This window comes from Mesorhizobium sp. M7A.F.Ca.ET.027.02.1.1, from assembly GCF_004022985.1.
GTDB lineage: Bacteria > Pseudomonadota > Alphaproteobacteria > Rhizobiales > Rhizobiaceae > Mesorhizobium.
The window spans coordinates 1-24,751 of the sequence record NZ_RZOL01000049.1 but is presented as its reverse complement, the minus strand read 5'-3'; the positions used below and the strand labels follow the sequence as shown (position 1 = coordinate 24,751).

The window sequence follows — 24,751 nt, the reverse complement described above, 5'->3', positions numbered from 1 at the left end:
TTTCAGGTGCATAAGGCCTGCCGTTCAGCGTCATTGTGCCGGCGAGCGGCTGGCGCACGCCAAAGAGAGTCTCGGCAAGCGCCGTCTTGCCGACGCCGACGAGGCCGGTGATGGCAACGACCTCGCCGTCGCCGAGCGTCAGCGAGATCGGCCGGGCGCCCGGCGCAATGCGCAGACCCTCGATCGTCAGGACTCCCTTGGCCGAATTCCTGACGACGATCTGGTCGAGATGGATCTTGCGGCCGAGCATGGCGTTGACCGCGCCTTCATAGTCGAGCGGTTTCTTGTCGAAAATGCCTGAGATGATCCCGTCACGCATCGAGACGATGCGATCGGCCAGCCGCCTGATGTCCGACATACGATGCGAGATGTAGAGGATCGCCACGCCCTGCTCGCGCAGCCTGTCGATCAGCGCGAACAGCCGGTCGGCCTCGGCGCTGGACAGCGATGAGGTCGGCTCGTCGAGGATCAGCACTTTCGGCTTGTGCGCCAGCGCGCGGGCAATCGCCACCATCTGGCGATCGGCCAGCGACAGATCGCTCACCCGCGCCTTCAAATCGATGGCCAGCCCCATGCGGTCGGCAACCGCCTTGGCCTCCCGCCGCACGCGCATTGGGTTGAATAGGGCCGGCGCGCCGCTGCCGCTCAGCCGGTCGAGGGTCAGGTTGGTGGCGACGTCGAGGTCGGCGACGACACCGTCGTTGATATTCTGGTGCACGGTGACGACGCCGGCGCGGATCGCTTCGGCCGGGGTTTTCGGTGCGAAATCCTGGTCGGCGAGCGCCATCGTGCCGCCGCCGCGTTCGTAGACACCGGAGATGATCTTGACGAGGGTGGATTTGCCGGCGCCGTTGGCGCCCATCAGCACGGTGACTTCGCCGGCATGCAATTCGACCGAGACGCCGCCTAGCACCTCGTTATGGCCAAAGGATTTCCTCAGTCCCTCTACGCGGAACACGGCATTGCCGACCATGCGTTCCTCCCTGACATGACGCTATGGGCTGCATCGGCAATTGTCAACACGATTGACAATTGCCAGATCGCTTCCTAGCTTGGCCCAGCCGCCACGCCTCCGTTATGTTCGGAGCGCATAAGCGGGAGGATGACGATGACTGAAAAATTGCCGTTCGAAGCACTATCGGTCGAAACCCTGGCTGCACGCCTTGGCGGCAACGAGGCGCTATGCGCGAAGATCGGCAAGGACACTGGCGCCTGGAAGGTTCGCGAGGTCGGCGACGGCAATCTCAACCTGGTGTTCATTGTCGAGGGCGCCAGCGGTGCAGCCGTGGTCAAGCAGGCCCTGCCCTATGTTCGCCTGGTCGGCGACAGCTGGCCGCTGCCGTTGAAGCGCTCCTTCTTCGAATATCACGCGCTGACCAGGCAAGAGGCGCGCGCGCCAGGCTCGGTGCCGGCGATCCATTATTTCGATGAAGGCCAGGCGCTGATCATCATGGAATATCTTGCGCCGCCGCACATCATCCTGCGCCGCGCCCTGATCGACGGCCGCCAGCTGCCGAACATTGCCCGGGATATCGGCCTGTTCATGGCCCGGACGCTGTTTCGCGGCTCCGACCTCCATATGGCCGCCAAGGACCGCAAGGCCGATCTGGCGCTGTTCGCCGACAATGTCGAGCTCTGCGACATCACCGAGAGCCTGGTGTTTTCCGACCCCTATTTCGACGCCAAGATGAACCGGCACACCTCGCCGCAGCTCGACGGCCTGGTCGCCGATCTGCGCGCCGATCGCGACCTCAAGGTCGAGGCGCAGCGGCTGAAGCACATCTTCGCCGCCAATGCCGAAACGCTGCTGCATGGCGATCTGCATTCCGGCTCGATCATGGTCACCGACAGCGAAACCCGGATGATCGATCCGGAGTTCGCCTTCTACGGCCCGATGGCTTTCGACGTCGGCATGCTGCTTGCTAATTTCTGGATGTCGTTCTTCTCGCAACGCGGCCACGAGGAGGAGGGAAAGCGCGACGCCATGCGCGCCTATATGCTCGGTGTGACGGTCGAGACATGGTCAGTGTTCCGCGCCGAATTCTCGCATCTATGGCGCACCGAGCGCTCCGGCATGCTCTACCAAAAGAGCCTGTTCGAGGATCAGGGCGACAAGCTCGGTGCCGAGCAGGCGCTCGACCATGTTCTGCACCAGATGTGGACCGATCTGCTCGGCTTTGCCGGCATCGAGGTGCACAGGCGCATCCTCGGCCTCGCCCACAATGCCGATTTCGAGACCATTGCCGATGAGGATTTGCGCGCCAGTTGTGAGGCAAAGGCGCTGAAATTCGGCCGTCACCTCGCCGTCAACCGGCGCCAGATCCACAGCATCGACGAGGTCAACCAACTGGCCGCGCTGATCGAACAGGAGAGCAGCATTTGAACGTCGGCGACCGCCACTATCGCACCATCTGGCTGAGCGACGACGGCCGTTCGGTCGATATCATCGACCAGCGCTGGCTGCCGCACGATTTCCGCATCGAGACGATCGGCACGGTCGACGGCATCGCCACCGCCATCCGCGACATGTGGGTACGCGGCGCGCCGCTGATCGGCGTCACCGCTGCCTACGGCGTCGCCATGCAGATGGCTGACGATCCGTCGGATGCAGCGCTCGATGCCGTGTGGGAGACCCTGCACGAGACGCGGCCGACGGCGATCAATCTGCGCTGGGCGCTCGACGAGATGCGGCGCTTCCTGCGCCCCGTGCCATCGGAACAGCGCGCCGAAGCTGCCTATCGGCGGGCCAGTGAGATCGCCGACGAAGATGTCGGTCTCAACCGCGCCATCGGCGAGAACGGTCTTGCCATCATCAAGGCGATCGCGGCGCGCAAGCAGAAGGGCGAACCGGTCAACATCCTGACCCACTGCAATGCCGGCTGGCTGGCCACGGTCGACTACGGCACCGCCACGGCGCCGATCTACCTGGCCACAGAAGCCGGCATTCCGGTCCATGTCTATGTCGATGAAACGCGGCCGCGTAACCAGGGCGCACAGCTCACCGCCTGGGAGATGGCCGGGCACGGCGTGCCGCACACACTGATCGTCGACAATGCCGGCGGCCATCTGATGCAGCGCGGCGCAATCGACATGGTCATCGTCGGCACCGACCGCACAACGGCCGACGGCGATGTCTGCAACAAGATCGGCACCTATCTCAAGGCGCTCGCCGCCGCCGACAATGATGTGCCGTTCTATGTCGCACTGCCGTCGCCGACCATCGACTGGACCGTGCATGACGGACTGGCCGAGATCCCGATCGAGCAGCGCTCGGCCGACGAGGTCTCGCTGGTCTGGGGCAAGACCGCCGCCGGCGAGATTGCCCAGGTGCGCATTTCGCCGGAGACGACGCCTGCGGCCAACCCGGCCTTCGATGTGACGCCGGCGCGGCTGGTCACCGGCTTGATCACCGAGCGCGGCGTTGCCAAGGCATCGCGCGAGGGATTGAAGGCGATGTTCCCCGAGCGGGCGTAGCCCACGTCCCTAGTACAGAGGCTCGGCCATATGCTTCGGTGTCGGCCATGTCTCGGTAATGCCCGGCTGCACCGGCCGCTCCAGATAGGTCGATAACACCACATAGCTGCGCGTCGAGGTGACCCCCGGCGTTTCGTACAGGCGCGCCAAAAGGCCTTCGAGTGCTCTGGTGTCTTCCGTGCGGACCTTCAGCAGCATGCAGGTATCACCGGCGACCGTATGGATCTCCTCGACTTCGGGATATTGGGAGACCGCCATCAGTTCCGGCGTCTTTCCCCAGCCCCTGGTGTCGATATGGACAAAGGCAAGCAAAGGCTTTTTCACCGCCCGGGGATCGATTATGGCGACTGTGTTGCGGATGGCGCCGCTGCGACGGAGCCGTTTGACCCGCTCATGCGCTGCGGGTGGCGACAAGCCGACGCGATCGCCGAGTTCGGCGTAGCTGATCGTGGCGTCATCGACCAGGACACCTAATATTCTTCGGTCTATCGCGTCGAGATCGCGGGCCGCGGGCCTGTTCTGCAGAATGCCATCTGTTTCTTCATCCATGGCGAAATTCCTGGTTCTCCGCTGAATAGAATACGGCCATTATGCTGATATGTCGAACATTGATCAAGTTGCGCCATTGACTGCCCGAGCCCCGATCCCGGCGCTTGCCTATCTGCTGACGGGCTGCATCGCCGTCATCGGCTCGAACTCGCTAGTGCTGGGTCCGATTGCACCGGCTGTCGCCTCGTCGTTCGGCACCAGCGTGCCGGCCGTGATGATTGCGGCGGCAGCGTTCGGCCTTGGCACCTCCGCAAGCGCCCTGTTCCTGGCCCGCTACATCGACCGGCTCGGCGCCCGCCGGATGCTGCAGGGGGCTTTGTTGCTGCTGGCACTGGCGCTGGTTGCAAGTGCCGTCGCACCCACGGTGATCATGCTGGTCGCGGCACAGTTACTCGCCGGCATCGCTGCCGGCATCGCCATGCCCGCGATCTATGCCAGCGCCGCGGCCATCGCCCCACCGGGCAGGGAGAGCGGCACGATCGGCGTCGTGCTGACCGGATGGACGCTCAGCATGGTGGCCGGCGTTTCGCTTTCGGCCGTGCTTGCCGATCTTGTGCATTGGCGCGCCGTTTTCGCAGCGGTCGCGGTGCTTGCGGCCCTTGCATGGATGGGGCTGACGGCGACGTCGCTCAGCGACACCAGGAAGGCCGGACCGGCGCCCGCCCCGCTGGAAGCGCTCGGCATTCCCGGAATCCTGCCGCTGCTGGTCGCGTGCGCCGCCTTCATGACTTCTTTCTACGGCGTCTATGGCTATCTCGGCGACCATCTTCATGTCGGGCTTGGACAGCCGGTGAGCGCCAATGGCCTGGCGGCGCTTGCCTACGGTATAGGCTTCGGCACCGCTGCTCTGCTCGACGGCGTCATCGACAGACTGGGTGCGCGGCGCGTCATGCCGTTTGCCTATCTTCTGGTTGCGGTGGTCTACGTCGCGATGGCCGCGACGAGCGGCAGTTTCGGGCTGACCTTGACCATGGTGGCCATCTGGGGACTGGCCAATCATTTCGGCCTGAATGTCCTGGTGATGCGCCTGTCTGCACTCGATCCGTCGCGGCGCGGCACGATCATGGGCCTGAACAGCGCGGTGACTTACCTAGCGGTCTTTGTCGGCACCACCAGCTTCGGGCCGCTCTACACCAGCTTTGGTTTTGCCACCTGCGCAATGGTCGCAGCATTGCTGATGCTGATCGCCGCATCGGCGGCGGCGTGGCGCACGCGATAATCGAACGAACTTGGCCCAACCTTCTCACGGTTGACAGCAGCGCCCTGCCCTTTCATACAAAGCTGTTAATGTTCTCAGGGCGGGGTGAAAGTCCCCACCGGCGGTAAAGGTTTCGGCCTGAGCCCGCGAGCGCTTTCCGGCAAAATCGGAAAGGTCAGCAGATCCGGTGTGATTCCGGAGCCGACGGTTACAGTCCGGATGGAAGAGAACGAACGGAAGCCGGCCCGCTTTTCGCGGGCTTAATCCGTATCGTGCGTCCTGATTCTGGTTCGAAACGGAAGGATGGACCCATGAATCAGCATTCCCATAAAGACTACGAAAAGACTCGCATCGCCGTTATCCGCGCGCGCTGGCATGCCGCTATCGTCGACCAATGCGTACAGGCCTTCGAGACGGAACTGGCCGACATCGGAGGCGAGCACTTCACTGTCGACATCTTCGACGTGCCGGGCGCCTATGAAATTCCCCTGCATGCCAAGACCCTGGCCCAGACCGGCCGCTATGCCGCGATCCTCGGCACCGCTTTTGTCGTCAATGGCGGCATCTACCGGCATGAATTCGTCGCAAGTGCTGTCATCGACGGCATGATGAACGTGCAGCTGTCGACCGGCGTGCCGGTGCTGTCGGCGGTGCTCACCCCGCACAACTACCACGACAGCGCCGAGCACCACCGCTTCTTCTTTGAGCACTTCACGGTCAAGGGCAAGGAAGCGGCGAACGCCTGCGTGCAACTCCTGGCGGCGCGGGAGTTGATCGCGGCTTAAGTCACCAAAACGGCCGGATTTCAGCCCTGCAACAAGAATTGCGATCGAGAAGAGCTCTGAAGGTTGCGGTTCCGTTGAAATCCCGCCAGAAGCATCAAGGGCCGACCGGCAACCGGCCGGCCCGCGACGTTGCGCTTGAAACCAGATACGGGAGACTATTGGGTGGCTCGCATAACACTGAGACAATTGCTCGACCACGCCGCCGAATACGGCTACGGCGTGCCCGCTTTCAACATGAACAATATGGAACAGGGCCTCGCCATCATGGAGGCCGCCGAGGAGACCAAGTCGCCGGTCATCCTGCAGGCCAGCCGCGGCGCCCGCGCCTATGCCAATGACGTGGTGCTGGCCAAGCTGATCGACGCGCTGGTCGAAATCCATCCCGACATTCCGGTCTGCATGCATCTCGACCATGGCAACAACGAAGCCACCTGCGTCACCGCTATCCAGTACGGCTTCACCTCGGTCATGATGGACGGGTCGCTTAAGGAAGACGGCAAGACGCCGGCCGACTACGCCTACAATTCCGGCATCACCAAGCGCGTCGTCGACATGGCGCATTGGGGCGGCGTGTCCGTCGAAGGCGAGATCGGCGTGCTCGGCTCGCTGGAGAGCGGCGGCGGCGAGCAGGAAGACGGCCACGGCGTCGAAGGCGCCATCAGCCACGACCAGCTTTTGACCGATCCGGAACAGGCGGTCGAGTTCGTCAAGGACACCCATGTCGATGCGCTGGCGGTTGCCATGGGCACCAGCCATGGCGCCTACAAATTCTCGCGCAAGCCCGACGGCGCGGTGCTGGCCATGAACGTCATTGAGGAGATCCACCGCCGGCTGCCGAACATGCATCTGGTCATGCACGGCTCGTCCTCGGTGCCCGAGGACCTGCAGGAGATCATCAACAAATATGGCGGCCAGATGAAGCCGACCTGGGGCGTGCCGGTCGAGGAAATCCAGCGCGGCATCAAGCACGGCGTGCGCAAGATCAACATCGACACCGACAACCGCATGGCGTTGACCGGCGCGATCCGCAAGGTGCTGACCGAGAACCCGAGCGAGTTCGATCCACGCAAATATTTGACACCAGCCATGGCCGCCATGCGCAAGCTCTGCAAGGAGCGCTTCGAACAGTTCGGCACCGCCGGCAACGCGCAGAAGATCAAGCCGCTGCCGGTCGCCGAAATGGCCAAGCGCTATAAGTCGGGCAGCCTCGACCCGAAGTTCGGCTGAGCTCCAGCCATTTTTCCCAGAGCTGCCAGAAGCATCCTGGCAGCTCTGGCGACGGCTGTTTTACTCCGGAGTCTCGGCCTCGGCACGAACCAGCTTGATATCGGCGCCAGCCGCCCATGCGCCGATATCTTCCCGACGCAATGCCGCCGCCATCATGTCTGGAAACAAATCCGGCGTGCAGGCAAAGACCGGAATACCGAGGGCGGCCACCGAGCCTGCCATCTTCGGGTCATAACCTGGCCTGCCCTGGTCGGTCAGCGCCAGGAGCACCACGACGTTGACGCCGGAGCGAACGAGTGCAGCAAGCCGCTGCAGCAATTCCTGCCCGTTGCCGCCCTCATAAAGGTCGGTGATCAGCACCATATGCGACTTGGTCGGCCGTTCGATGCGGTCCGCGCAATAGGCCACGGCCTGGTTGATGTCGGTGCCGCCGCCCAGTTGCACGCCGAACAGGACTTCGACAGGATCGCTGAGCTCCTCGGTCAGATCGACGATGGCCGTGTCGAAGCAGACAAGCTTGGTCCGCACGACCGGCAGGGAAGCCATCACCGCGGCGAAGATGGAGGCGTAGATCACCGAGCTTGCCATCGAGCCCGACTGGTCGACGCACAGCACCACCTCATCCAGGTCGACCAGCCTTCGCTGTTTGCGCATGAAGCCGACCAGCTTCTCCGGCACGATGGTTTTGTGCTCGGGCTGGTAATGGCGAAGGTTGGCTGAGATCGTACGCGGCCAGTCGATGTCGCGCTGACGTGGGCGGTTGGTGCGCTGCGACCGGTCGACCGCGCCGCGGATCGCCTCGGCTGTCTTCTGCTCCAGCCGCTGCATCAGCTTGGCGACGATATCGGCGATGATCGTACGCGCAATGTCCTTGGTCTTGGCCGGCATGACCGAGCGCAGCGAAATCAGGTCGGCGACGAGATTGACGTCGGCCTCGACCGCCTTGAGGAATTCCGGCTCCATCAGCATCTGCTTCAGGTTGAGCCGTTCGAAGGCATCCTTCTGGACGATCTGGACGACCTGTGCGGGAAAGAACGATCTGATATCGCCCATCCACTGTGCCACCCTTGGCGCCGAGCGGCCGAGGCCGCCGCGCCGCTTGCGCGGATCGGCAGCCGCATCGCCGGCACCATCGCCGTAAAGCGCATCGAGCGCCGCGGAAAGCCGCTTGTCGGTGTCGGACAGCGCTGACGAGGTTTCCTCATCGGCACCGATCGCCAGGCGCCAGCGGCGCTCCCGTCCGTCGCCGGCCTGGATTGGCTCGCTCATTTCAGCCTCGTCATCCATTGCCGCTCCCGCCCGTCAGCAAGGGTCCGAGCCGTTCAAGATGGCGGCGCCACGCTTCGCCGCCATCCGGAGTCGGCGTCAGTCCGGCAGGCAGGCGTGCGGCGCGGCCGAGCACCGCTTCGATCAACCGCCGCCGCTCCATCGAGTCCAGATGCGAAAAGACCCGGCGCAGCAACGGCAGATGCGCAATGAAGGCGTCTTCGTCGAGGGATGCGAGCCAGGCATCCACCGCACCGCGCAGGCCCTCGTCGTAGATCAGCCGTTGGCCGGCAGTGCTGAAGAAACCCTCGAAGAACCCTGCAGCCTCGGTGACCGGCGTTCCTGGAGACAGACGTCGTGCGATCAGACCGGTTGCCGCGTCGGCTGACAGATGGCCGGCTTCGTAGAGCAGATGCGCGGCACAGCCTGCCACCAGCGCCGTCGAGCGCGATCCATCGAGGACCGCAGCCAGCCCATTGCGCCAGGCGTCCAGCACGTCCTGTTCAGGCTCGACCAGACTGATCGCTTCGTCGGCCTTGCGCATGGCGCCGACCAGCGTCGCGGATGCCTGGGCATCGAGGTCGCGGGCGGCATAGGCGAGCGCGATCCCGCCTTCGACGATCAGCCGCTCCAGCAGACCGGACAGACGGGCGGTTTCCGTCTTGCGAGCCTCGCCATAGCGGATGATGTCGGCGAGCGGCGGCACCGATGTCAGGATTTCCAGGCATTCGCTGCTGCGGGCTGCCCGGTCCTCCAAGGCCGCGAGACCGGCGATCGACGCTTCCGACAGGTTTGCCGTGATGGCGCCCTGGACCAGTGCGGCCATCGCATCAAGAGACGTTGCCGCGCCGATCATCTGGATCAGCCGGCCATTGGCCGCCTTTTCGATGGTTGGTCCGTAGACCAGGTTCTCCACCAGTCGAACGGCATATTCAGGTTCCCACGACAGCGTCCAACGCTCGCGAAAGGTGCCGCGGCTACGGCCGCTGTCGGTGAGTTTGCCCCAATGCACGCCAAGCACGGACAGCCGGTGCAGCAAGGTCGACCGAAACAGCCCGCTCTCGCTGCGCAGATCGACCGATAATTCGCGCTCCAGCGCCTCGGGCTTCAGCCGCGCTGCTTTCTGGTTGCGTTGCAGGTCCTCGATCAGCGGCGCGAGCGGCGTGTCTGGCGGAATTTCACCGACATCGGCGCCCAGCAGCAATTCGGCTTCGACCAGCGCCCACAGCAGCGCTTCCCCGTTGAACAGGGCGGCGATCGCGGCGTCACGCAATTCCTCGAAACCGGGCTTTGGCCGCTCACGGATCACAGCCAGCGTGCGGGCCAGCCGTTCGGCTTCGATCAGCGAGGCGGTCGAGACCATGTGCCCCTTCGCCCTCAGGACCGCCGCGATCTTCGCCAGCCACAGGACCGAGGAGTCGCCTTGCCCGCGCGTCTGCCACAGATGCTTGCACCAGCCGGGCGCGACAACGCCGGCGCCATAACCGAAGCCCAGCGCCAGGCGCGGCCCCGTCCATGGCGCCCAGGTCATCATGCTTTTGCGGCGGGCGAGCCCCTTGAGTAGCGCCTGGTCTTCCTTCAGCGGTCGCGTCGCCTGCAGTGCCGGCACATGGAAAGCACCGCAAACGATAGCGATCGGCCCATCGAATTCCTTTCGCGCGGCGGCGATCTCAAGCCGCATATGCGCTTCGCGTTTCGCCTCAAACGCCGCAAGCGGACCTTCGCCGTCCCGCAGCGTCGTCATCGCGTCGGCTATTGCCGCGAAGATTGGACCCGGCTGCGGGTTCTGCTCGATGATATCAGACCACCAGCTTTCGCCATCTTCATAGCCGGCAGCTTGTGCCAGCGTTCCGATCGGGTCCCGCAGATGCGGCGCCAAGTCAGCCTCGACGTTGGCTTCCGTTCCATCGCTCTCGGTTTCCCCCACGGCCTCAATCGGCGCAGTGCGGGCTGACGACGGCAAATCGATGAAGCGCACTGCTGCGTTGTTGGCGACGGCCCAGAGCGTCGCCTGGTACTCCGGCGAGAATTCGGCGAAGGGCCAGAAGCTTGTCGAGGCCGGATCGTCTTCGGGATAGCAGAGCAGCGCCACCGGCGGCTGCATTTCGGGGCGGGCGAGCAACGGCAACAGCGGGCTGGCGTCGGCCGGTCCTTCGATCAGCACGGCGACCGGTTTCAACTCCTGCAACGCCTGCACCAGGCTGTCGGCGGAGCCGGGCCCGTGATGGCGTATGCCGAAATAGGAAACGTCGCTGAGCGCCATGGCGTCAGATTGCCGCGTTCAAGGCCGCGTAGTAGCCGGCATAGTCTGGCCGCTTCTTGAGCACGGTTTCCAGATATTCTTCCAGCACCAGTTTGTCCTGCACCGGATCCTTGACGATCGCGCCGACGAGGCTGGCGGCAAGGCCTTCGGCGCCGAGCTTGCCGCTGTCGAACCAGGCCGCCTGGCTGAGGCCGCCGACCATGGTGGCAATGGCTTCGGCCGTGGACAGCGAACCGGACGGCGTCTTCAACGTCACCTTGCCGTCGGCTGTAGCGCCGGAGCGCAACTCGCGAAAAATGGTCAGCACGCGCGCGATCTCCTCGCCGACATTCTTCGGCACCGGCAGGTCGAGACCGCCGGCCATCTCTCCGACCCGCTTGGAGACGATTGCCACTTCCTCCGCCATGTCTTCGGGCAAGGGCAGTACGACGACATTGAAGCGGCGCTTCAACGCCGAGGACAGCTCGTTGACGCCCTTGTCGCGGTTGTTGGCGGTGGCGATGATGTTGAAGCCGCGCTGCGCGTAGATCGAGGTGTTCAGTTCCGGGATCGGCATCATCTTTTCGGACAGCACGGTGATCAGCGTGTCCTGCACATCGGAGCCCATGCGCGTCAGCTCCTCGAGGCGGCAAAGCTTGCCGTCCTGCATGGCGCGGTAGAGCGGCGTCGGCACCAGCGCGTCCTGGCTCGGGCCCTTTGCCAGAAGCTGCGCGTAGTTCCAGCCATAGCGGATCTGGTTCTCGTCGGTGCCGGCCGTGCACTGCACGATCAGGGTCGAATCGCCCATGATGGCGGCGGCGAGATGTTCCGACACCCAGGATTTGGCCGTGCCGGGGACACCCAGCAGCAACAGCGCGCGATCGGTGGCGAGCGTCGCGACCGCGGTTTCCATCAGCCGGCGCCGGCCGACATATTTGGGCGTTATCACTGTCCCGTTGTCAGCCTTTCCGCCGAGCAGGTAGGTCAACACGGCCTTGGGCGACAGGCTCCAGCCGGCGGGCCTTTGCCGGTCATCGTTGCGCGAGAGCGCCTGCAATTCGGCGGCATAGGCCTGCTCGACCGGAAGACGGATGGCTGCGTTCATTTGCTGTTCTCCGGATTGATCATATGTTGGTTCGATGCTCGGCCAGTGACGCGTTGAGCCGCAGAAGACCGAGAGACGGCGCCGCCGGCGCCATACCGGCCGCAACAACGTCTCCGATCAATTTCTCCGCCGTCGCCGCCGTGGCGAGAAAGCCCATAGTTTCCAGAAGCTGGTCGACGCCTCGCTTCACAGCGTCATCGTTTCCTGCAACAGCGGAGCGAAGCGCCGGGAGCATCTGGCCGTTTGTCAGGTCGGCCCATTCCAGCCAGCTTGCTTCGAGGCCCTCGGCCAGATTGAGCGCGCCGAGATGTTGCGTGTCTTTCAGGATCGACCTGACCAGGACACGCTTCCTGCGGCTGTCCAGACGCGCCATGAGGTGGAGGACGAAGAGTGTGGGCTTGCCACCTTCGGCGACAAGCGTATCCGCCATGTGCGTCACCGCGGCGTCGCTGCCCGACGCGGCGACCATTCGGGCAACAAGGATATCGGCATTGCTCTCGGCGCCGAATTGCCACGCCCCGATAAACTCGGATTCGGTGGTGCCGAAGCGCGTGGCGAGGTCGACCAGGTTACAGGTCTCGAACAGTTCGGCGCGACGTCTTTCCTGCGCCGGCGATTTGAGTTTTGCCGGCGTGTAGGTGGTGCGGCGGCGGATGAAGCCGGATTTGCCTTCAGCGATGAAGGCAGCGAGTTCGGCCGTCGGAGCTTCCGGCCCGCCATCGCCTGGCGAGCCGTGCTCTCCCAATCTTGCCAGCAACCGGCCAGCGAGTTCGCGCAGCTTCCCGGAACGATCGGCGGAGAGGCTCTTCAGGAATGGCACGTCATCGGCGCCCAGGCCGAAGCGCAACAGGTCGACGAGTGCAATCCTGATCTCCGCCGGCTCTCCGGAGGCCTTGGTTTCGATCAGTTGCCGAGCCGAAGCCGGTGCGGTGCGGCGCATATCGGCGAGCGCGGTGCGGCGTGCGGCGGGATAGAAGTCATCCCAGTTTTCCACCGTCAGATGCTCCTGGCTTGCAGGTTTTTCGCCGTCCGCGCCTGCCTGCCAGTCGACCCAGGGTGCATAAACGTCCGGACTGCTCTGATCCGACGCGGCTGGCATCCAGTCCATCGGATGCAGCACGAAGCCGCGGCTGGCGACGAGCGTGACCACACGCGACTTGCTTCTTGTGTCGGCGGCATGCTTGAGCGCGGCTCGCAAGAGCGGCCGCAGCCGTTCCGGCAGCATCGGCAAGGCGAGTTCGGGCAATTGCGGGCGGCGTTTCAGCGTCTTCGGCGCGGCTGGCCGCAAGGCAATGTCGAGAGCTTGTGCGGCGATCGCCAGCAGCCGGCGTTCGCGCTCGTCGGGGCTGGCACCGCCGGCGATCTCCTTCCACGCGCCCGGAGTCAGGTCGAAGGTGGTCCCGCCGGTGATCCAGCAGTCGCGCATGGCCGCCAGGCCGGTCTGCTCGATCTCGTTCACGACAAGTCAAGCCTCCCGAAACCGCTTTGCGCTGCCAGCAGGTCAAGCCGGCTGCCATTCCAAAGTGCTGCCGTTGCCATAAGGTCCAGCCCAAGCAGCGTTGGATTGACGGTGTCGGCAATCGGCAAGGCGATACCATGCGGATCGTCGGCGGCTTGCCACCAGGCAGCGCCCCGATCGTCCAGCAGGATCGCGCCGGGCGGCAGCATGACAGGACAATCGGTGAGCCAAGGGGCTGTGTTCTGGTGAGCAGCATGCGCCGCGAGCGGATCGGCTGTGCGAAAGCCGAAATCGGGCCACTCACCTGTCGAGACGTCGCCCTTGCGGTCCGCCACCAAGGCCCGCAGCGGCTGGCGTGCCGGGTAAAAGACCAGCCTGGCATCGAACCGGTCGCCCGGTGTGAAGGCGTTCGACCGGCGACCGGCCGAGGCCGGAAAATAGTCGAGCAAGAGAGCAAATTGCGGGCTCGCGCTCTTCAGGTCGAGGAGCCAGGTCGAATGGCTGACGAGACCGTCACGGCGCGACTCGATCTTCTCGCCAAGCACCTCCCAGACGCTTTCGACCTGTTTGGCATCGGGATTGGCCAGAACCTGCTCACGGCTTTCGGACGTCGATACGAGCCGCCTCAGTTCGGCGTCGCCTGGTGTCGATCGCCAGGCCTTGGCCACCAGCACGAGCTTGCCGAGTTCGCGGATCGCCGCGTCCGGGCGCTCCTCGCTGCGCAGCCCCATCAGCCGTGACGGAATCTCGTCGATGCGGCCGGCAAGCGCTGTCGCCTTCATGTCGACCAGCCGTGCCGCAATCCGGCGGCAACGATCACTGCTGTTGTCGACAAAACCGGCCAGGCCAAGCCGCAACTGGTCAGCGATCCATTGATCCAGCTCATCCAACGCCGCCGACACCGCGGATTGCGTATCCAGCGTCCGCTTGCGCTGCGCTGCCTCGCGGCGCTCGACCGCAGCGGCGTCCTCGACATCAGCGCTTTCGTCGTCGCGCGAGGCCTCGCCAATGCTCTTGCCTCCCGCACCGGGCGCTTGCGCCGCCGGCTGCGGCGAGACCTTCCTGCGGCGGCCGAGCCAATCATTCACCCATTCCGGGGTCGAGCCTGCGGCGGTAAAACTGGCCGGCGTGGTGGCTGCAATCCACATCAGCGCCAAAGTGTGCTTGCAGGGAAATTTCCGCGACGGACAGGTGCATTTGTAGCCATGGTCGCCGGTGTCGACGACCACACGGTAGGGATTGGAGCCGGAACCCTGGCATTCCCCCCAGAGGAGCCCCAGTTGATCGCTCTTTTCGAGCCGTGGCCAGTTCGATTGCCTGGTCAACCTGGACGCGGCGCTCAACGACGCCTGATCGGGCGCAAGCGCTTCGATGGTTTTCAAGTCGAATTCCAAGCCGCGCCTCTCGTCGCTCGAACGATACGGGTAGCCAGTATAGATGGCCGTCTATGACGGATTCTTGTAGCAGCAGCGGTACCGAGATCGATACAGCTGAACACAATAGTTGCGCCAGTCAATCTGATCCGTCGGCAATGCAATTGCTATTCAGCGATGTCTCCCCCGAGAAATTATCTCCTGGCGAGGATAAACGCGCGATACGACCTATTGAAGCGTGCGTGCCGGCTGACCGGCGTGGTCGCGGGCGATGCCGGCTTCGGCATCCTCCACCCCAAACGCACGGTCGAGACCCGTCGCCACCACCGAGACCCTGAAGCGGCCTTCCATGCCCTTGTCGAAGATGGCGCCGACGATGATGTCGGCATCCTCGTAGACCTCTTCGCGGATGCGGGTGGCGGCCTCGTCGACCTCGAACAGGGTCATGTCCCTGCCGCCCGATATCGAGACCAGCACGCCCTTGGCGCCTTTCATCGACACTTCGTCGAGCAGCGGGTTGGCGATCGCGGCTTCGGCCGCCTTCATCGCCCGACCCTCGCCGGAGGCCTCACCGGTGCCCATCATGGCGCGGCCCATGTCGCGCATCACCGATTTGACGTCGGCGAAGTCGAGATTGATCAAGCCTTCCTTGACGATGAGATCGGTGATGCAGCTGACGCCGGCATAGAGCACCCGGTCGGCAATGACGAACGCATCGGCGAAGGTGGTCTTGGCATCGGCGATCCGAAACAGGTTCTGGTTCGGGATGACGATCACCGTGTCGGCGCTCTCGCGCAGCCGCTCGATGCCCTCTTCGGCCATCTGCATTCGGCGCCTGCCCTCGAAGGCGAAAGGCTTGGTGACGACGCCCACCGTCAGGATGCCGGCCTTGCGCGCCGCCTGGGCGATGATTGGAGCCGCACCGGTTCCCGTGCCGCCGCCCATGCCGGCGGTGACGAAACACATATGCGTGCCGGCCAGATGGTCCATGATCTCGTCGAGCGATTCCTCGGCCGCGGCGCGGCCGATCTCGGGAAGCGATCCGGCGCCCAATCCTTCGGTGACGTGGGCGCCAAGCTGGATCAGCCGCGTCGCCTTCGACATGGTCAGCGCCTGGGCGTCGGTGTTGGCGGCGATGAATTCAGTGCCCTGAAGCTGCTCCGCGATCATGTTGTTGACGGCATTGCCACCGCCGCCGCCAACGCCGATCACGGTGATCTTGGGTCTCATCTCGGAGATTTCGGGCTTCTTGAACTCGGCCATGCCTGTGTCTCCTTCGCCAATTGCGCGCGCTTCACGACCCACCCGCAGACTGCCTTGAAACCTTGCAATCGAGTGGCATGATGCGAATCACTCCGTTGCGATGGGTAGCCCAAAAAGCCAGACAGCGGCCAGAGGTGCAAGTGCATGCGAGGTCAAGATTTGTGATGACCGTTTTGCACAGCGTGGCAGAGACGCCGTGTGCCTGACAATCAAGCCGTGAGCCTTGGCGCGACGCGTCGCTTGCCGCGCAACGATCGAAGCGTCTATCATGTGCTTGATAAGTCGCTGACTTCGGCGTTCTCGCCGGGCTCGGCCACGCAGAATCCCCAGCGGCGAAACCAGCCGGCCGCACAGATTTCTGAACCGATGAAGCAGCGCCCCGCCGATGGCCGACAAAACACAATTCGGGTTGACCGCCGTCGACACCGTTCCCTTGCATGAAAAAGTCTATCTTGAGCTTGTGCGAGCACTGATGTCCGGCCAGTTCACGCCGGGCCAGAAGCTGACATCGCGAAAACTCGCAAGGGAACTCGGCACCAGCGACATGCCGGTGCGCAGCGCCTTCATGCGGCTGCAAGCGCTGCGGGCGCTCAGCCCAATGCCGAACGGCAGCGTCGAAGTGCCGGCAATATCGGCCGACCGGTTTTCGCAATTGACCGCGGTGCGGACTATCCTCGAAGGCTCGGCGACCGAGCTGGCGACAACACGCATCAACGGCAACAATCTGCGCACGATCCGACGCCACGCCACCGAACTGACATTGGCGGCTCGCAAGGGCGATATCGACGATTATCTGCGCAAGAACCACGACTTCAAATTCTCGATCTATCGCCATTGCGGCAACGAGCAGATGATCTTCCTGATCGAGACCGTATGGATGCAGGTCGGCCCGTTTCTCAGGAATCTCGCCACGGGGTTCGAGGATGACCTCGCCTCCATTCTCGACATTGACTTTCACGAGGAAGTCGTAGCGGCGATCGAGGCTCAGGATGGCGAGCGCGCCCGCGCCGCCATCGTGCGCGACATCGACGAAGGCGCCTCGCACATCCTGCAGCAGGCGAGATTTTCGAAGATGAGAAGCTAGAATCGCCGGGCGACAATTGTTCGATCGAAGGCCCAGCCATGTTGTCTCGGTGGCGAACCCAGAACGTCGAATGCCGGTAGTCAGTCAGTGCGAAATTGGCGATAGCAGAAGCCGCGCAAGCTGGCCGTCGATAGGAAAGTGGATTTGCGGCGTGGACAGCATATGGACTACCTCTTTCGTCCGGTCTTCTGCGAACTCGATATCATCTCGCATTTCAACAAGATCGGCCCATTCCTCGACGTCCTTCGCCTCGAGGTTCCCGGCTAGAAAGCGCAAGAGAACGCTTCGAATGTGATCGTAGGTCAGCGTGACCAGCGCAGTTGGATAGTCCCAGGGAAGCGGCGCCAAAAGCTTTTCAAGCTCTGCAACCGGCCGATCTAGCTCAACCAGTGAGCGGATAATAGAACGCCGTTCTTCATCTTTCCTGCTTTCGCCTTGGCGGCGCGGGCGCTTCGGGTGGTTATCAGTCACAATCGCCACACCTCGCCCGCTCTGACCCCAGCCTGTCAGCGGCCCCATGCCAACAATATGACACTCCGAGGGGATTGTTTGAAGGTTGAATTTCAAACTAACCCACAGTTTGAATGCCACTTGGCTTTCCGACCTCTTGCCTCTATGTTGCGATCGCAGATCGCGCACTTGGTTTTGAAATGCCTCCCGACATCCCAGCTAGTGACTTGAAAAAATAAGGAAAAGCGCTTGGCGACAGCCAAGTTTGTTTTCCTAAAACTCACAAGCTATTTTTATCAGGGACAGTGCAGCCGGTCAGGTTGCGGCACCTTCGAAAACCAGAGGTCATAAATTGAGCGATGCAATTGCGGACGTTTTGAACTGGCTTGACAGCAGGACCGACATCCAGAGCCTGAGAGCCGCGGTGTGCGACCTCAACGGCATCATGCGCGGCAAGCGCATTCCCGTCGAGCAGGCAAGAAAGGCGCTGGAAGGCAAGCTGCGCATGCCTTTTTCGCTGATCGGGCTCGATGTGTGGGGCGAGGACATCGAAGGCAACACGCTGGTATTCTCGACCGGCGATGCCGACGGACTGTGCCAGTGGACGGGGCGCGGCATTCTGCCGGTGGCCTGGACGGCGCATCCGACAGCGCTTGTCCCGCTCTGGCTGGCCGACGAAAGCGGCGCGCCCTATCTCGGCGACCCGCGACGGGCGCTGGCCCGCATCCTCGATCGCTACAAGGCCTTGGGCCTGACCCCGGTCGCGGCAACGGAACTCGAATTCTACCTCGTCGATCCGCAATCGCAACGGCCGGTCGGACCGGTCTCCCCGGTGACCGGACGCCGTCTCGATTCCGACGCGGCGCTGTCGATCGACGAGATCGACGACTTCGAATCCTTCATCCATGACGTCTACGAGGCCTGCCGGACGCAAGGCATTCCCGTCGACACGGCCATCGCCGAAAACGGCGTCGGTCAGTTCGAAATCAATCTGAACCATGTCGCGGACGCCTTGCGGGCGGCTGACGATGCGGTGCTGTTCAAGCGCACGGTGAAGGGCATTGCCCGCAAGCACGGCTTTGCCGCCTGCTTCATGGCTAAGCCCTATGGCGACCGCGCAGGCAACGGCTTTCACGTTCATTTCAGCCTGATCGACGGCGAAGGGCGCAACGTCTTCGATGACGGCACCGACCAGGGTTCTGAGACCATGCGCCATGCGGTCGGCGGCCTGCTTGCGGCAATGGCCGAAAGCACGCTGGTGTTCGCGCCGCACTTCAACTCCTACCGCAGGCTGCGCCCGAGATCCTATGCGCCGACCGCAGTCGCCTGGGGTTATGAGAACCGTATGGTGGCGATCCGCATTCCCGGCGGGCCAACCGGTGCGCGCCGCATCGAGCATCGCGTTTCGGGAGCCGACGCCAATCCCTATCTGGTGCTAGCGGCCATATTGGGCGCCGCACTGACGGGCATTGAAAGACAAATATCGCCAGGCGATCCGATCGGCACCGACGGCCAGGGACTCCCGCCGGCAAAGCTGCCGCCGGACTGGGCATCCGCGATCGCCGCCTTCGAGAGCGGGACGCATGTGGCGGAGATTTTTCCAGCCATCCTGCGCGACTCCTTCGTTGCCTGCAAACGCCAGGAATTGAACACGTTCGCGCTCAATGTCAGCGATTTCGAAATCGAGACATACCTCGAAAGTGTTTGAGGCCTGACGGCCCCAGCGGTATTGGTTCCGGCCGATTTTCGAGCAGCCGCAAAGCACTTGCGGTGGGGTCGCTAACCGGGCATAAACATGATGGTTTTTATCATGTTATGGTTGGGATCACAGGACTTGACCTTCGTTGCGCGCATGGAAAGCCGGATTGAGGGCTTTTCAGTCATTGGCGATCTGAAATGGCATGTCTGGGACGGCGTGGTCGCCGACCTCTGGGATGTCTCATGCGGTGACAAGGCCGAAGGCTATTACGTCTCTCCCGACCCCCGGCTGTTCGTCGCGCTCGATGTGGATGGCGACGGCGCTTTCTTCGTCGAAGGCGCCAAGGGCGAATTGCGCCGCCACGACCAGGCTTTTTCCATGGCCTACATACCGGCCGGCGTGCCGATCCGCGGCCGGGTCGAGGGGCTACGGCGGATCCGGCATCTCGACCTGCATTTCGACGCCGCAGCGCTGACGCGCCGCTTCGGCCGCAGCCTTGACCACGAGGCCTTGCGGATGTCGCGCTTCCAGTTTCGCGACGACCGGATCGCCATGCTTGCCGGCATGATTGCCGCCGAATGCGGCAACGACCGGCCTCTGCATGATCTCTATGGCGAGGGCTTGCTCAATGCCTTGTTCGCAAGCCTGTTCCAGATAGACCAGCCTGATACCGCCAGGCGACGGTCGCCGCTCTCGCGCCGCAAGCTGCGCCTCGTCACCGACTACATCGACGCGCATTGCCTGGACAGGATCCGGCTTGCCGATCTCGCCGCGCTGACCGGCCTGTCCGAAACCGCGATGAGTCATGCCTTCAAGGCGGCGACGGGCGTGCCGCCGCATCGTTGGCAGATGCAAGCGCGGGTCGACAGGGCCAAGGCGATGATGGCGCGTGACGCCGCTTCACTTGGCGACATCGCCGAGGCAACGGGTTTTTTCGACCAGGCGCACCTGACGCGTGTGTTCAAGTCGATTGTCGGCGTGACACCCGGCGCCTGGATGAGGAGCACCAGTCGCCAGTGACATTTCCGCAACATCACACCGTGATGTCCCTCGTTTGGACAAGAATGGACAAACTGCCCAATTCCGTCCAATGACCCGCAGATAAGTTGAGATAAATGATCAAGTATCTCAATGTCGACAGGCGGGGACTTTCCTGATGAGCAGAACTTACCGGATGAAGGCGCTTCTGGCGGCCAGCGTCGCCGCAGCCGCTATGATCCCGCCAATGGCCGCGTTCGCGCAGTCGGTGCAAACCAGCACCCAGCTTGAACCGGTGGTGGTCGAGGGCGAGGCCGGCGACGGCGCGACCGGACCGGTTAAAGGCGTCGTCGCCAAAAAAAGCAGGACCGGCTCCAAGACGGCGACCGACATCAAGGATATCCCGCAATCCGTGTCGGTAGTCGGCCGTCAAGAGATCGACGACCAGGGCGCACAGAAGGCCGACGAAGCCTTGCGCTACACGGCCGGCGTCTTCGCGCAGCCCTTCGGCCCCGACAGCGACACCAACTGGCTGTACATCCGGGGTTTCCAGGCGACGGCCACCGGCACCTACATGGATGGGCTGCAGCTGTTCAGCTACGGCTTCGGCGGCTTCTATGTAGACAGTTTCGGGCTTGAGCGCATCGAGGTGCTGAAGGGCCCGGCCTCCGTGCTCTATGGCGGCAGCAATCCCGGTGGCCTGGTCAACTATGTCAGCAAGCGGCCGGACTTCGAACGCACGCGCTATGTCGAGACCGGCGTCAACGACGCAGGCAATGTCTATCTCGGCTTCGACATTGGCGACGTGGCCAAGGATGGCGCGGTCAGCTACCGGATGACGGGCAAAGTCGCCGGCGGCGATACCTACAGCGACCTGCAAAATGGCTGGCGCGGCTTCATCTCGCCAAGTATTACGTGGAAGCCGGACGAAGCAACCACGCTGACCATCCTGGCCAATTACAGCCACATCGACGAAAACCACAATGGCGGCAGCTTCCTGCCCTATAGCGGGACGGTGACGGACCACATTGTGGACGGCGTGAATTATGGCCGCATCGACCCGGATGCGAATTTCACCGAGCCGAGCGTCGATCTCTACAAGCGGGAACAGGGCTCGATAGGCTACGAGTTCGAACACACATTCGACAATGACTGGACGGTGCGCTCCAACACTCGATTTAGTGCCGCTTCCATCAACGAAGTCAGCGTCTATCCCAACGGCTGGTCCCGAGATACGAATCCTGCAGCGAGCCCCACTGCGCTGGATCGCATCAATTTCGACCATGACACCGACGCGATGACATTCCTGTCGGACCTGCAGATCGAGGGCAAGGTGGAGACCGGGCCAGTCGAACACACGCTGCTGGCCGGCATCGACTACAAATATTACAACATCGACCAGGTGCAGTCGTCGGCGGAATTTGGGCTTACTCCGCCAATCGATGGGTTCGACCCCGTCTACGGTTCGCCGCTGACGCCGCGTGTCAGCTATCTGAACCAGGACCTGACGCAGAAGCAGCTCGGCCTCTATGCGCAGGACCAGTTGCGTTTCGGGGATGGCTGGCTGGTGACGCTGAATGGGCGATATGATCGCGGCTGGCTCGATGCCGACAATCGCCCGACCTATTACACGGAGAAATTCAGTCTCCCGGTCATTGATCTGAGCCAGACCGTCGGCGATTTCTCCGGGCGAGCTGGGCTGGCCTATGAATTCGACAACGGCGTCACCCCCTATGTCAGTTTTGCCACCTTCTTCAACCCGATCATCGGCACGACTGCGACCGGCGATTTGTTCAAGCCGGAGACAGGCCAGCAATACGAGGTTGGCGTCAAATATGTGCCGACCTTTGTCGATGGCCTGTTCACCGTGTCGCTCTTCGACCTCACCCGTCAAAATGTGGCTTCGAACGTTGACGCATTCGCGCAGATCCAGACCGGCGAAGTGCGCTCGCGGGGCATCGAACTCGAAGGCAAGGTCAACATCACCGAGGACTTCCGGGTGACGGGCGCATTCACCGCATACGACATCAAGATCCTCAAGGACGTGGACGCATTCAAGGACGATACCGGTATCTCGGTGATCGGCAAAACGCCCTTCATCGTGCCCGAAGTCATGGCTTCCGCCTCGGTCGACTATACGTTCCGCGGCGACTGGTATGACGGCATCTCGATCGGCGGCGGCCTGCGTTATGTTGGCTCTTCGTGGGCCGACAATGAGAACACGGCCAAAGTGCCGGCGGTCACGCTGGCCGACCTGAAGCTCGGCTACGAGAAGGAGAATTGGGGGATCGATCTCAACATCACTAACCTCTTCGACAAGACCTATGTGTCGAGCTGCCAGACGACGCTGACCTGTTCCTATGGCGAAGGCCGCTCGTTCAAGCTGAAGGCGCATACGACTTGGTAGTCGACTTGGTTACAGCTTGCCAAACAAGCCAGTGATGATCCATCTGCCCAACAGACGGCAGGTGCTTGCGCTGGCGGCCGCGGCATTGCTGCCACCGGTCGCCGCCAGGGCTGCTACACCACGCGTTGCAGCGATCGACTGGGGCATGCTGGAGACGTTGCTGGCACTCGGCATCGAGCCGGTGGCGGCGACCGAACTGATCCAGTTTCGCAAGATCGCGGTCGAGCCGGCAGTGCCCCAATCGGTGGCCGATCTCGGGCTGCGCGGCGCGCCCAATTACGAGCTGCTGCGCATCGTCGCGCCTGATGTCATCGTGATCTCCAATTTCTACGAATACCAGCGCCCGATGCTCGAACGCATCGCGCCGGTGTTTGCGCAAACGGTCTACGAGGCCGGCGTGCCGCCTTATGTGCTCGCCGAGGCAGCGACACTGGCTCTGGGCGAAAAGCTGGGACGGCAGGCCGAGGCGGAGCGCTACGCCGATGAGACCGCTGATGAAATCGCGCGGCTGCGCGGCACCTTGCCGCGCGCTTCCGGGCGCCCGGTCTTCGTCATCAGCCTAGGCGATAGCAGGCATTTTCGCGCCTTTGGCCGCGACTCCATGTTCGGCGATGTGCTGACGCTTCTCGGCCTGGTCAATGCATGGACCGACGAGACGAGCTACAGCGCGGCGGCACCCGTCGGACTGGAGGCGCTGGCGCGCGTGCCCGAGGCGTCGATCCTGATCGTTTCGCCACTGCCGGCGGATGTCGGGCGTTCGCTTCCGACAAATGCCTTGTGGAACGCTCTGCCGGCGGTGCGCCAGAACCGCGTTGCCGTCCTGGAGCCGGTCAACCACTTTGGCTGCCTGCCATCGGCACGCCGCTTCGCGCGCCTGGCGACGGCAGCTATTGCCGGGCAAAGCCATGGCTGAGCGCGCAGTCGGCCACCGCGCCACGACGAGTGCCGCGCTGTTGCCAATCGCCCTGTGGGGCCTCCTCGCGGCTGTGGCAGCGCTCCTGTTCGCATGGCGGGTCGGCATGCAGTGGCCGGCCGCGCCGCCGGGCGACGGCATTGATCTCGATCGTGTCATCCTGCTCTACAGCACGTTGCCGCGCGCCGCCGTGGCGGTGCTGGCCGGCGCCGTGCTCGGCCTGTCCGGCCTGCTGTTGCAGCATGTGCTGCGCAACCCGCTGGCCGAACCGTCGACGCTCGGTATTTCGGCTGGTGCGCAACTGGCCATGACGATCGCCTCGCTTTACGCACCGCTGCTGATGGAGCGGTCGCAGGGCCTGGTCGCCTTCGCCGGTGGCATCGCCGCGGTGCTGCTGGTGCTGGCATTGACCTGGCGGCGCGGGCTGGAGCCGGTGTCGGTCATGCTCGCCGGGATGATGGTGGCGCTGACCGCCAGTTCCGTCAGCGCAGCACTGATCCTCGCCAATGGCGATTACCTGTTTTCGCTGTTCATCTGGGGCGGCGGATCGCTGGTCCAGCAGGACTGGGAGCCGACCATCGCGCTGACGGTCAGGCTGTTGGCCGGCGCGGTTGCCGCATTGATGCTGCTGCGGCCGCTGACCATTCTTGGTCTCGACGATGCCTCGGCACGCGGCCTGGGCGTCGCCCGTCACTCAAGCCGCTTTCTCATCATCGCGCTTGCCGTGTGGATGGCGACGTCAGTCGCGGCAGAGGTTGGCGTCATCGGGTTCATCGGTCTTGCAGCGCCGGCGCTGGCCACGCTTTCGGGCGCCCGCACACTGCGCCAAAAACTGATCGCCGCGCCGCTGATCGGCGCCGTGCTGCTGTGGCTGACGGACGGGCTGGTACAGCTGGCCGCCGGTTCCGGTGGCGAACGCATTCCGACCGGCGCCGGCACCGCCCTGCTCGGCGGTCCGCTGCTGCTGTGGCTGTTGCCGCGGCTGCGCCTTTTCGAGTGGCCGCATCTCGGTTCGAATGGTACCGCACCGCGCAAGGCCAGCCGGCCCTGGCTGATCATCCTGCTTCTGTTTGCGCTGGCGCTTGTCGCTGCCACCGTGGCGCTTGTCGTCGGGCGCGGTCCGGACGGCTGGACTATTGCTGGGGGAGACCTGTTAACCGATCTCGCCGCGTGGCGCGCGCCGCGGATCGGCGTGGCGGCCGCGAGCATGGCGCCGGCGTCGTCATCCAGCGGGTCACCGGCAACCCGCTGGCGAGCCCCGAAGTGCTTGGCGTCGGCA

The 24,751-nt window shown here is 63.5% G+C and carries 20 protein-coding genes and 1 riboswitch; of the genes, 11 read left to right on the top strand and 9 right to left on the bottom strand.

The window, feature by feature from the left end:
• A partial coding sequence (locus EN749_RS08540; protein ID WP_145990891.1) for an ATP-binding cassette domain-containing protein occupies window positions 1-973 on the bottom strand: 973 nt, incomplete at its 3' end.
• 135 nt (window positions 974-1,108) lie between these two features.
• On the opposite strand from EN749_RS08540, the gene mtnK reads away from it, so the two are divergent.
• Window positions 1,109-2,383, top strand: a complete 1,275-nt coding sequence (gene mtnK / locus EN749_RS08535; protein WP_127398701.1) for an S-methyl-5-thioribose kinase — start codon at window positions 1,109-1,111, stop codon at window positions 2,381-2,383.
• On the top strand, window positions 2,380-3,474 hold the full coding sequence (mtnA, locus tag EN749_RS08530) for an S-methyl-5-thioribose-1-phosphate isomerase (RefSeq protein ID WP_128362925.1): 1,095 nt from the start codon (window positions 2,380-2,382) through the stop codon (window positions 3,472-3,474). Before mtnK ends, mtnA begins: the two co-directional genes overlap by 4 nt.
• 9 nt (window positions 3,475-3,483) lie before the next feature.
• On the opposite strand, the gene EN749_RS08525 is transcribed toward mtnA, so the two are convergent.
• On the bottom strand, window positions 3,484-4,023 hold the full coding sequence (locus tag EN749_RS08525) for an Lrp/AsnC family transcriptional regulator (protein WP_127320961.1): 540 nt from the start codon (window positions 4,021-4,023) through the stop codon (window positions 3,484-3,486).
• A 49-nt stretch (window positions 4,024-4,072) separates the two neighbouring features.
• Here EN749_RS08525 and EN749_RS08520 point away from each other — a divergent pair, with 49 nt between their 5' ends.
• The 3 genes from EN749_RS08520 (at window position 4,073) to fba (ending at window position 7,233) form a co-directional block, all read left to right on the top strand.
• A complete protein-coding gene (locus EN749_RS08520) occupies window positions 4,073-5,242 on the top strand; it encodes an MFS transporter (protein ID WP_128288125.1) in 1,170 nt (389 codons plus the stop codon).
• A gap of 66 nt (window positions 5,243-5,308) precedes the next feature.
• A riboswitch (FMN riboswitch) is annotated at window positions 5,309-5,456 on the top strand.
• A 76-nt stretch (window positions 5,457-5,532) separates the two neighbouring features.
• The gene (locus EN749_RS08515; RefSeq protein WP_127397370.1) at window positions 5,533-6,006 is read left to right on the top strand and encodes a 6,7-dimethyl-8-ribityllumazine synthase; all 474 of its coding nucleotides are present in this window, start codon (window positions 5,533-5,535) and stop codon (window positions 6,004-6,006) included.
• A 162-nt stretch (window positions 6,007-6,168) separates the two neighbouring features.
• A complete protein-coding gene (gene fba, locus EN749_RS08510; protein ID WP_013532928.1) occupies window positions 6,169-7,233 on the top strand; it encodes a class II fructose-bisphosphate aldolase in 1,065 nt (354 codons plus the stop codon).
• A gap of 60 nt (window positions 7,234-7,293) precedes the next feature.
• Here the strand turns inward: fba and EN749_RS08505 are convergent, their stop codons facing one another.
• The 6 genes from EN749_RS08505 to ftsZ all read right to left on the bottom strand — a co-directional run bounded on the left by EN749_RS08505 (window position 7,294) and on the right by ftsZ (window position 15,941).
• Entirely contained in the window at window positions 7,294-8,520 is a 1,227-nt protein-coding gene (locus EN749_RS08505; protein WP_128362924.1) for a VWA domain-containing protein, read from the bottom strand.
• Window positions 8,513-10,762, bottom strand: coding sequence for a DUF5682 family protein (locus EN749_RS08500; protein WP_128362923.1), 2,250 nt, complete (start codon window positions 10,760-10,762; stop codon window positions 8,513-8,515). The genes EN749_RS08505 and EN749_RS08500 overlap by 8 nt, the downstream gene beginning before the upstream one ends.
• Before the next feature lie 4 nt (window positions 10,763-10,766).
• A complete protein-coding gene (locus tag EN749_RS08495) occupies window positions 10,767-11,846 on the bottom strand; it encodes an AAA family ATPase (RefSeq protein WP_127398719.1) in 1,080 nt (359 codons plus the stop codon).
• A 19-nt stretch (window positions 11,847-11,865) separates the two neighbouring features.
• On the bottom strand, window positions 11,866-13,305 hold the full coding sequence (locus EN749_RS08490; protein ID WP_128362922.1) for a DUF5691 domain-containing protein: 1,440 nt from the start codon (window positions 13,303-13,305) through the stop codon (window positions 11,866-11,868).
• A complete protein-coding gene (locus tag EN749_RS08485; protein ID WP_245482764.1) occupies window positions 13,302-14,687 on the bottom strand; it encodes an SWIM zinc finger family protein in 1,386 nt (461 codons plus the stop codon). The genes EN749_RS08490 and EN749_RS08485 overlap by 4 nt, the downstream gene beginning before the upstream one ends.
• A gap of 219 nt (window positions 14,688-14,906) precedes the next feature.
• Window positions 14,907-15,941 carry a cell division protein FtsZ gene (ftsZ, locus tag EN749_RS08480; RefSeq protein WP_127270104.1) on the bottom strand — a complete coding sequence of 345 codons (1,035 nt, stop codon included), beginning with the start codon at window positions 15,939-15,941 and terminating at the stop codon, window positions 14,907-14,909.
• Between the two features lie 385 nt (window positions 15,942-16,326).
• On the opposite strand from ftsZ, the gene EN749_RS08475 reads away from it, so the two are divergent.
• On the top strand, window positions 16,327-17,025 hold the full coding sequence (locus EN749_RS08475; protein ID WP_127811079.1) for a GntR family transcriptional regulator: 699 nt from the start codon (window positions 16,327-16,329) through the stop codon (window positions 17,023-17,025).
• Window positions 17,026-17,109: 84 nt separating this feature from the next.
• Here the strand turns inward: EN749_RS08475 and EN749_RS08470 are convergent, their stop codons facing one another.
• Window positions 17,110-17,616, bottom strand: a complete 507-nt coding sequence (locus tag EN749_RS08470; protein WP_127811080.1) for a hypothetical protein — start codon at window positions 17,614-17,616, stop codon at window positions 17,110-17,112.
• A 211-nt stretch (window positions 17,617-17,827) separates the two neighbouring features.
• Between EN749_RS08470 and EN749_RS08465 the strand changes: the two genes are divergently transcribed.
• The 5 genes from EN749_RS08465 to EN749_RS08445 all read left to right on the top strand — a co-directional run.
• Window positions 17,828-19,183 carry a glutamine synthetase family protein gene (locus EN749_RS08465; protein ID WP_127268594.1) on the top strand — a complete coding sequence of 452 codons (1,356 nt, stop codon included), beginning with the start codon at window positions 17,828-17,830 and terminating at the stop codon, window positions 19,181-19,183.
• A 126-nt stretch (window positions 19,184-19,309) separates the two neighbouring features.
• Complete coding sequence (locus tag EN749_RS08460; protein WP_164748641.1) at window positions 19,310-20,194, top strand: AraC family transcriptional regulator; 885 nt, start codon at window positions 19,310-19,312, stop codon at window positions 20,192-20,194.
• 136 nt (window positions 20,195-20,330) lie between these two features.
• Window positions 20,331-22,559, top strand: coding sequence for a TonB-dependent siderophore receptor (locus EN749_RS08455; RefSeq protein ID WP_245491308.1), 2,229 nt, complete (start codon window positions 20,331-20,333; stop codon window positions 22,557-22,559).
• 34 nt (window positions 22,560-22,593) lie between these two features.
• Window positions 22,594-23,472 carry an ABC transporter substrate-binding protein gene (locus tag EN749_RS08450; protein ID WP_128362926.1) on the top strand — a complete coding sequence of 293 codons (879 nt, stop codon included), beginning with the start codon at window positions 22,594-22,596 and terminating at the stop codon, window positions 23,470-23,472.
• A partial coding sequence (locus EN749_RS08445) for an iron chelate uptake ABC transporter family permease subunit (protein WP_245491306.1) occupies window positions 23,465-24,751 on the top strand: 1,287 nt, incomplete at its 3' end. The genes EN749_RS08450 and EN749_RS08445, both read left to right, overlap by 8 nt.

Bases quoted from the DNA above. Each gene is read 5' to 3' on its own strand.
- mtnK (WP_127398701.1), top strand. From the start codon at position 1,109: ATGACTGAAAAATTGCCGTTCGAAGCACTATCGGTCGAAACCCTGGCT.
- EN749_RS08525 (WP_127320961.1), bottom strand. From the start codon at position 4,023: ATGGATGAAGAAACAGATGGCATTCTGCAGAACAGGCCCGCGGCCCGC.
- EN749_RS08520 (WP_128288125.1), top strand. From the start codon at position 4,073: ATGTCGAACATTGATCAAGTTGCGCCATTGACTGCCCGAGCCCCGATC.
- EN749_RS08515 (WP_127397370.1), top strand. From the start codon at position 5,533: ATGAATCAGCATTCCCATAAAGACTACGAAAAGACTCGCATCGCCGTT.
- EN749_RS08505 (WP_128362924.1), bottom strand. From the start codon at position 8,520: ATGGATGACGAGGCTGAAATGAGCGAGCCAATCCAGGCCGGCGACGGA.
- EN749_RS08500 (WP_128362923.1), bottom strand. From the start codon at position 10,762: ATGGCGCTCAGCGACGTTTCCTATTTCGGCATACGCCATCACGGGCCC.
- EN749_RS08495 (WP_127398719.1), bottom strand. From the start codon at position 11,846: ATGAACGCAGCCATCCGTCTTCCGGTCGAGCAGGCCTATGCCGCCGAA.
- ftsZ (WP_127270104.1), bottom strand. From the start codon at position 15,941: ATGGCCGAGTTCAAGAAGCCCGAAATCTCCGAGATGAGACCCAAGATC.
- EN749_RS08475 (WP_127811079.1), top strand. From the start codon at position 16,327: ATGGCCGACAAAACACAATTCGGGTTGACCGCCGTCGACACCGTTCCC.
- EN749_RS08455 (WP_245491308.1), top strand. From the start codon at position 20,331: ATGAGCAGAACTTACCGGATGAAGGCGCTTCTGGCGGCCAGCGTCGCC.
- EN749_RS08450 (WP_128362926.1), top strand. From the start codon at position 22,594: ATGATCCATCTGCCCAACAGACGGCAGGTGCTTGCGCTGGCGGCCGCG.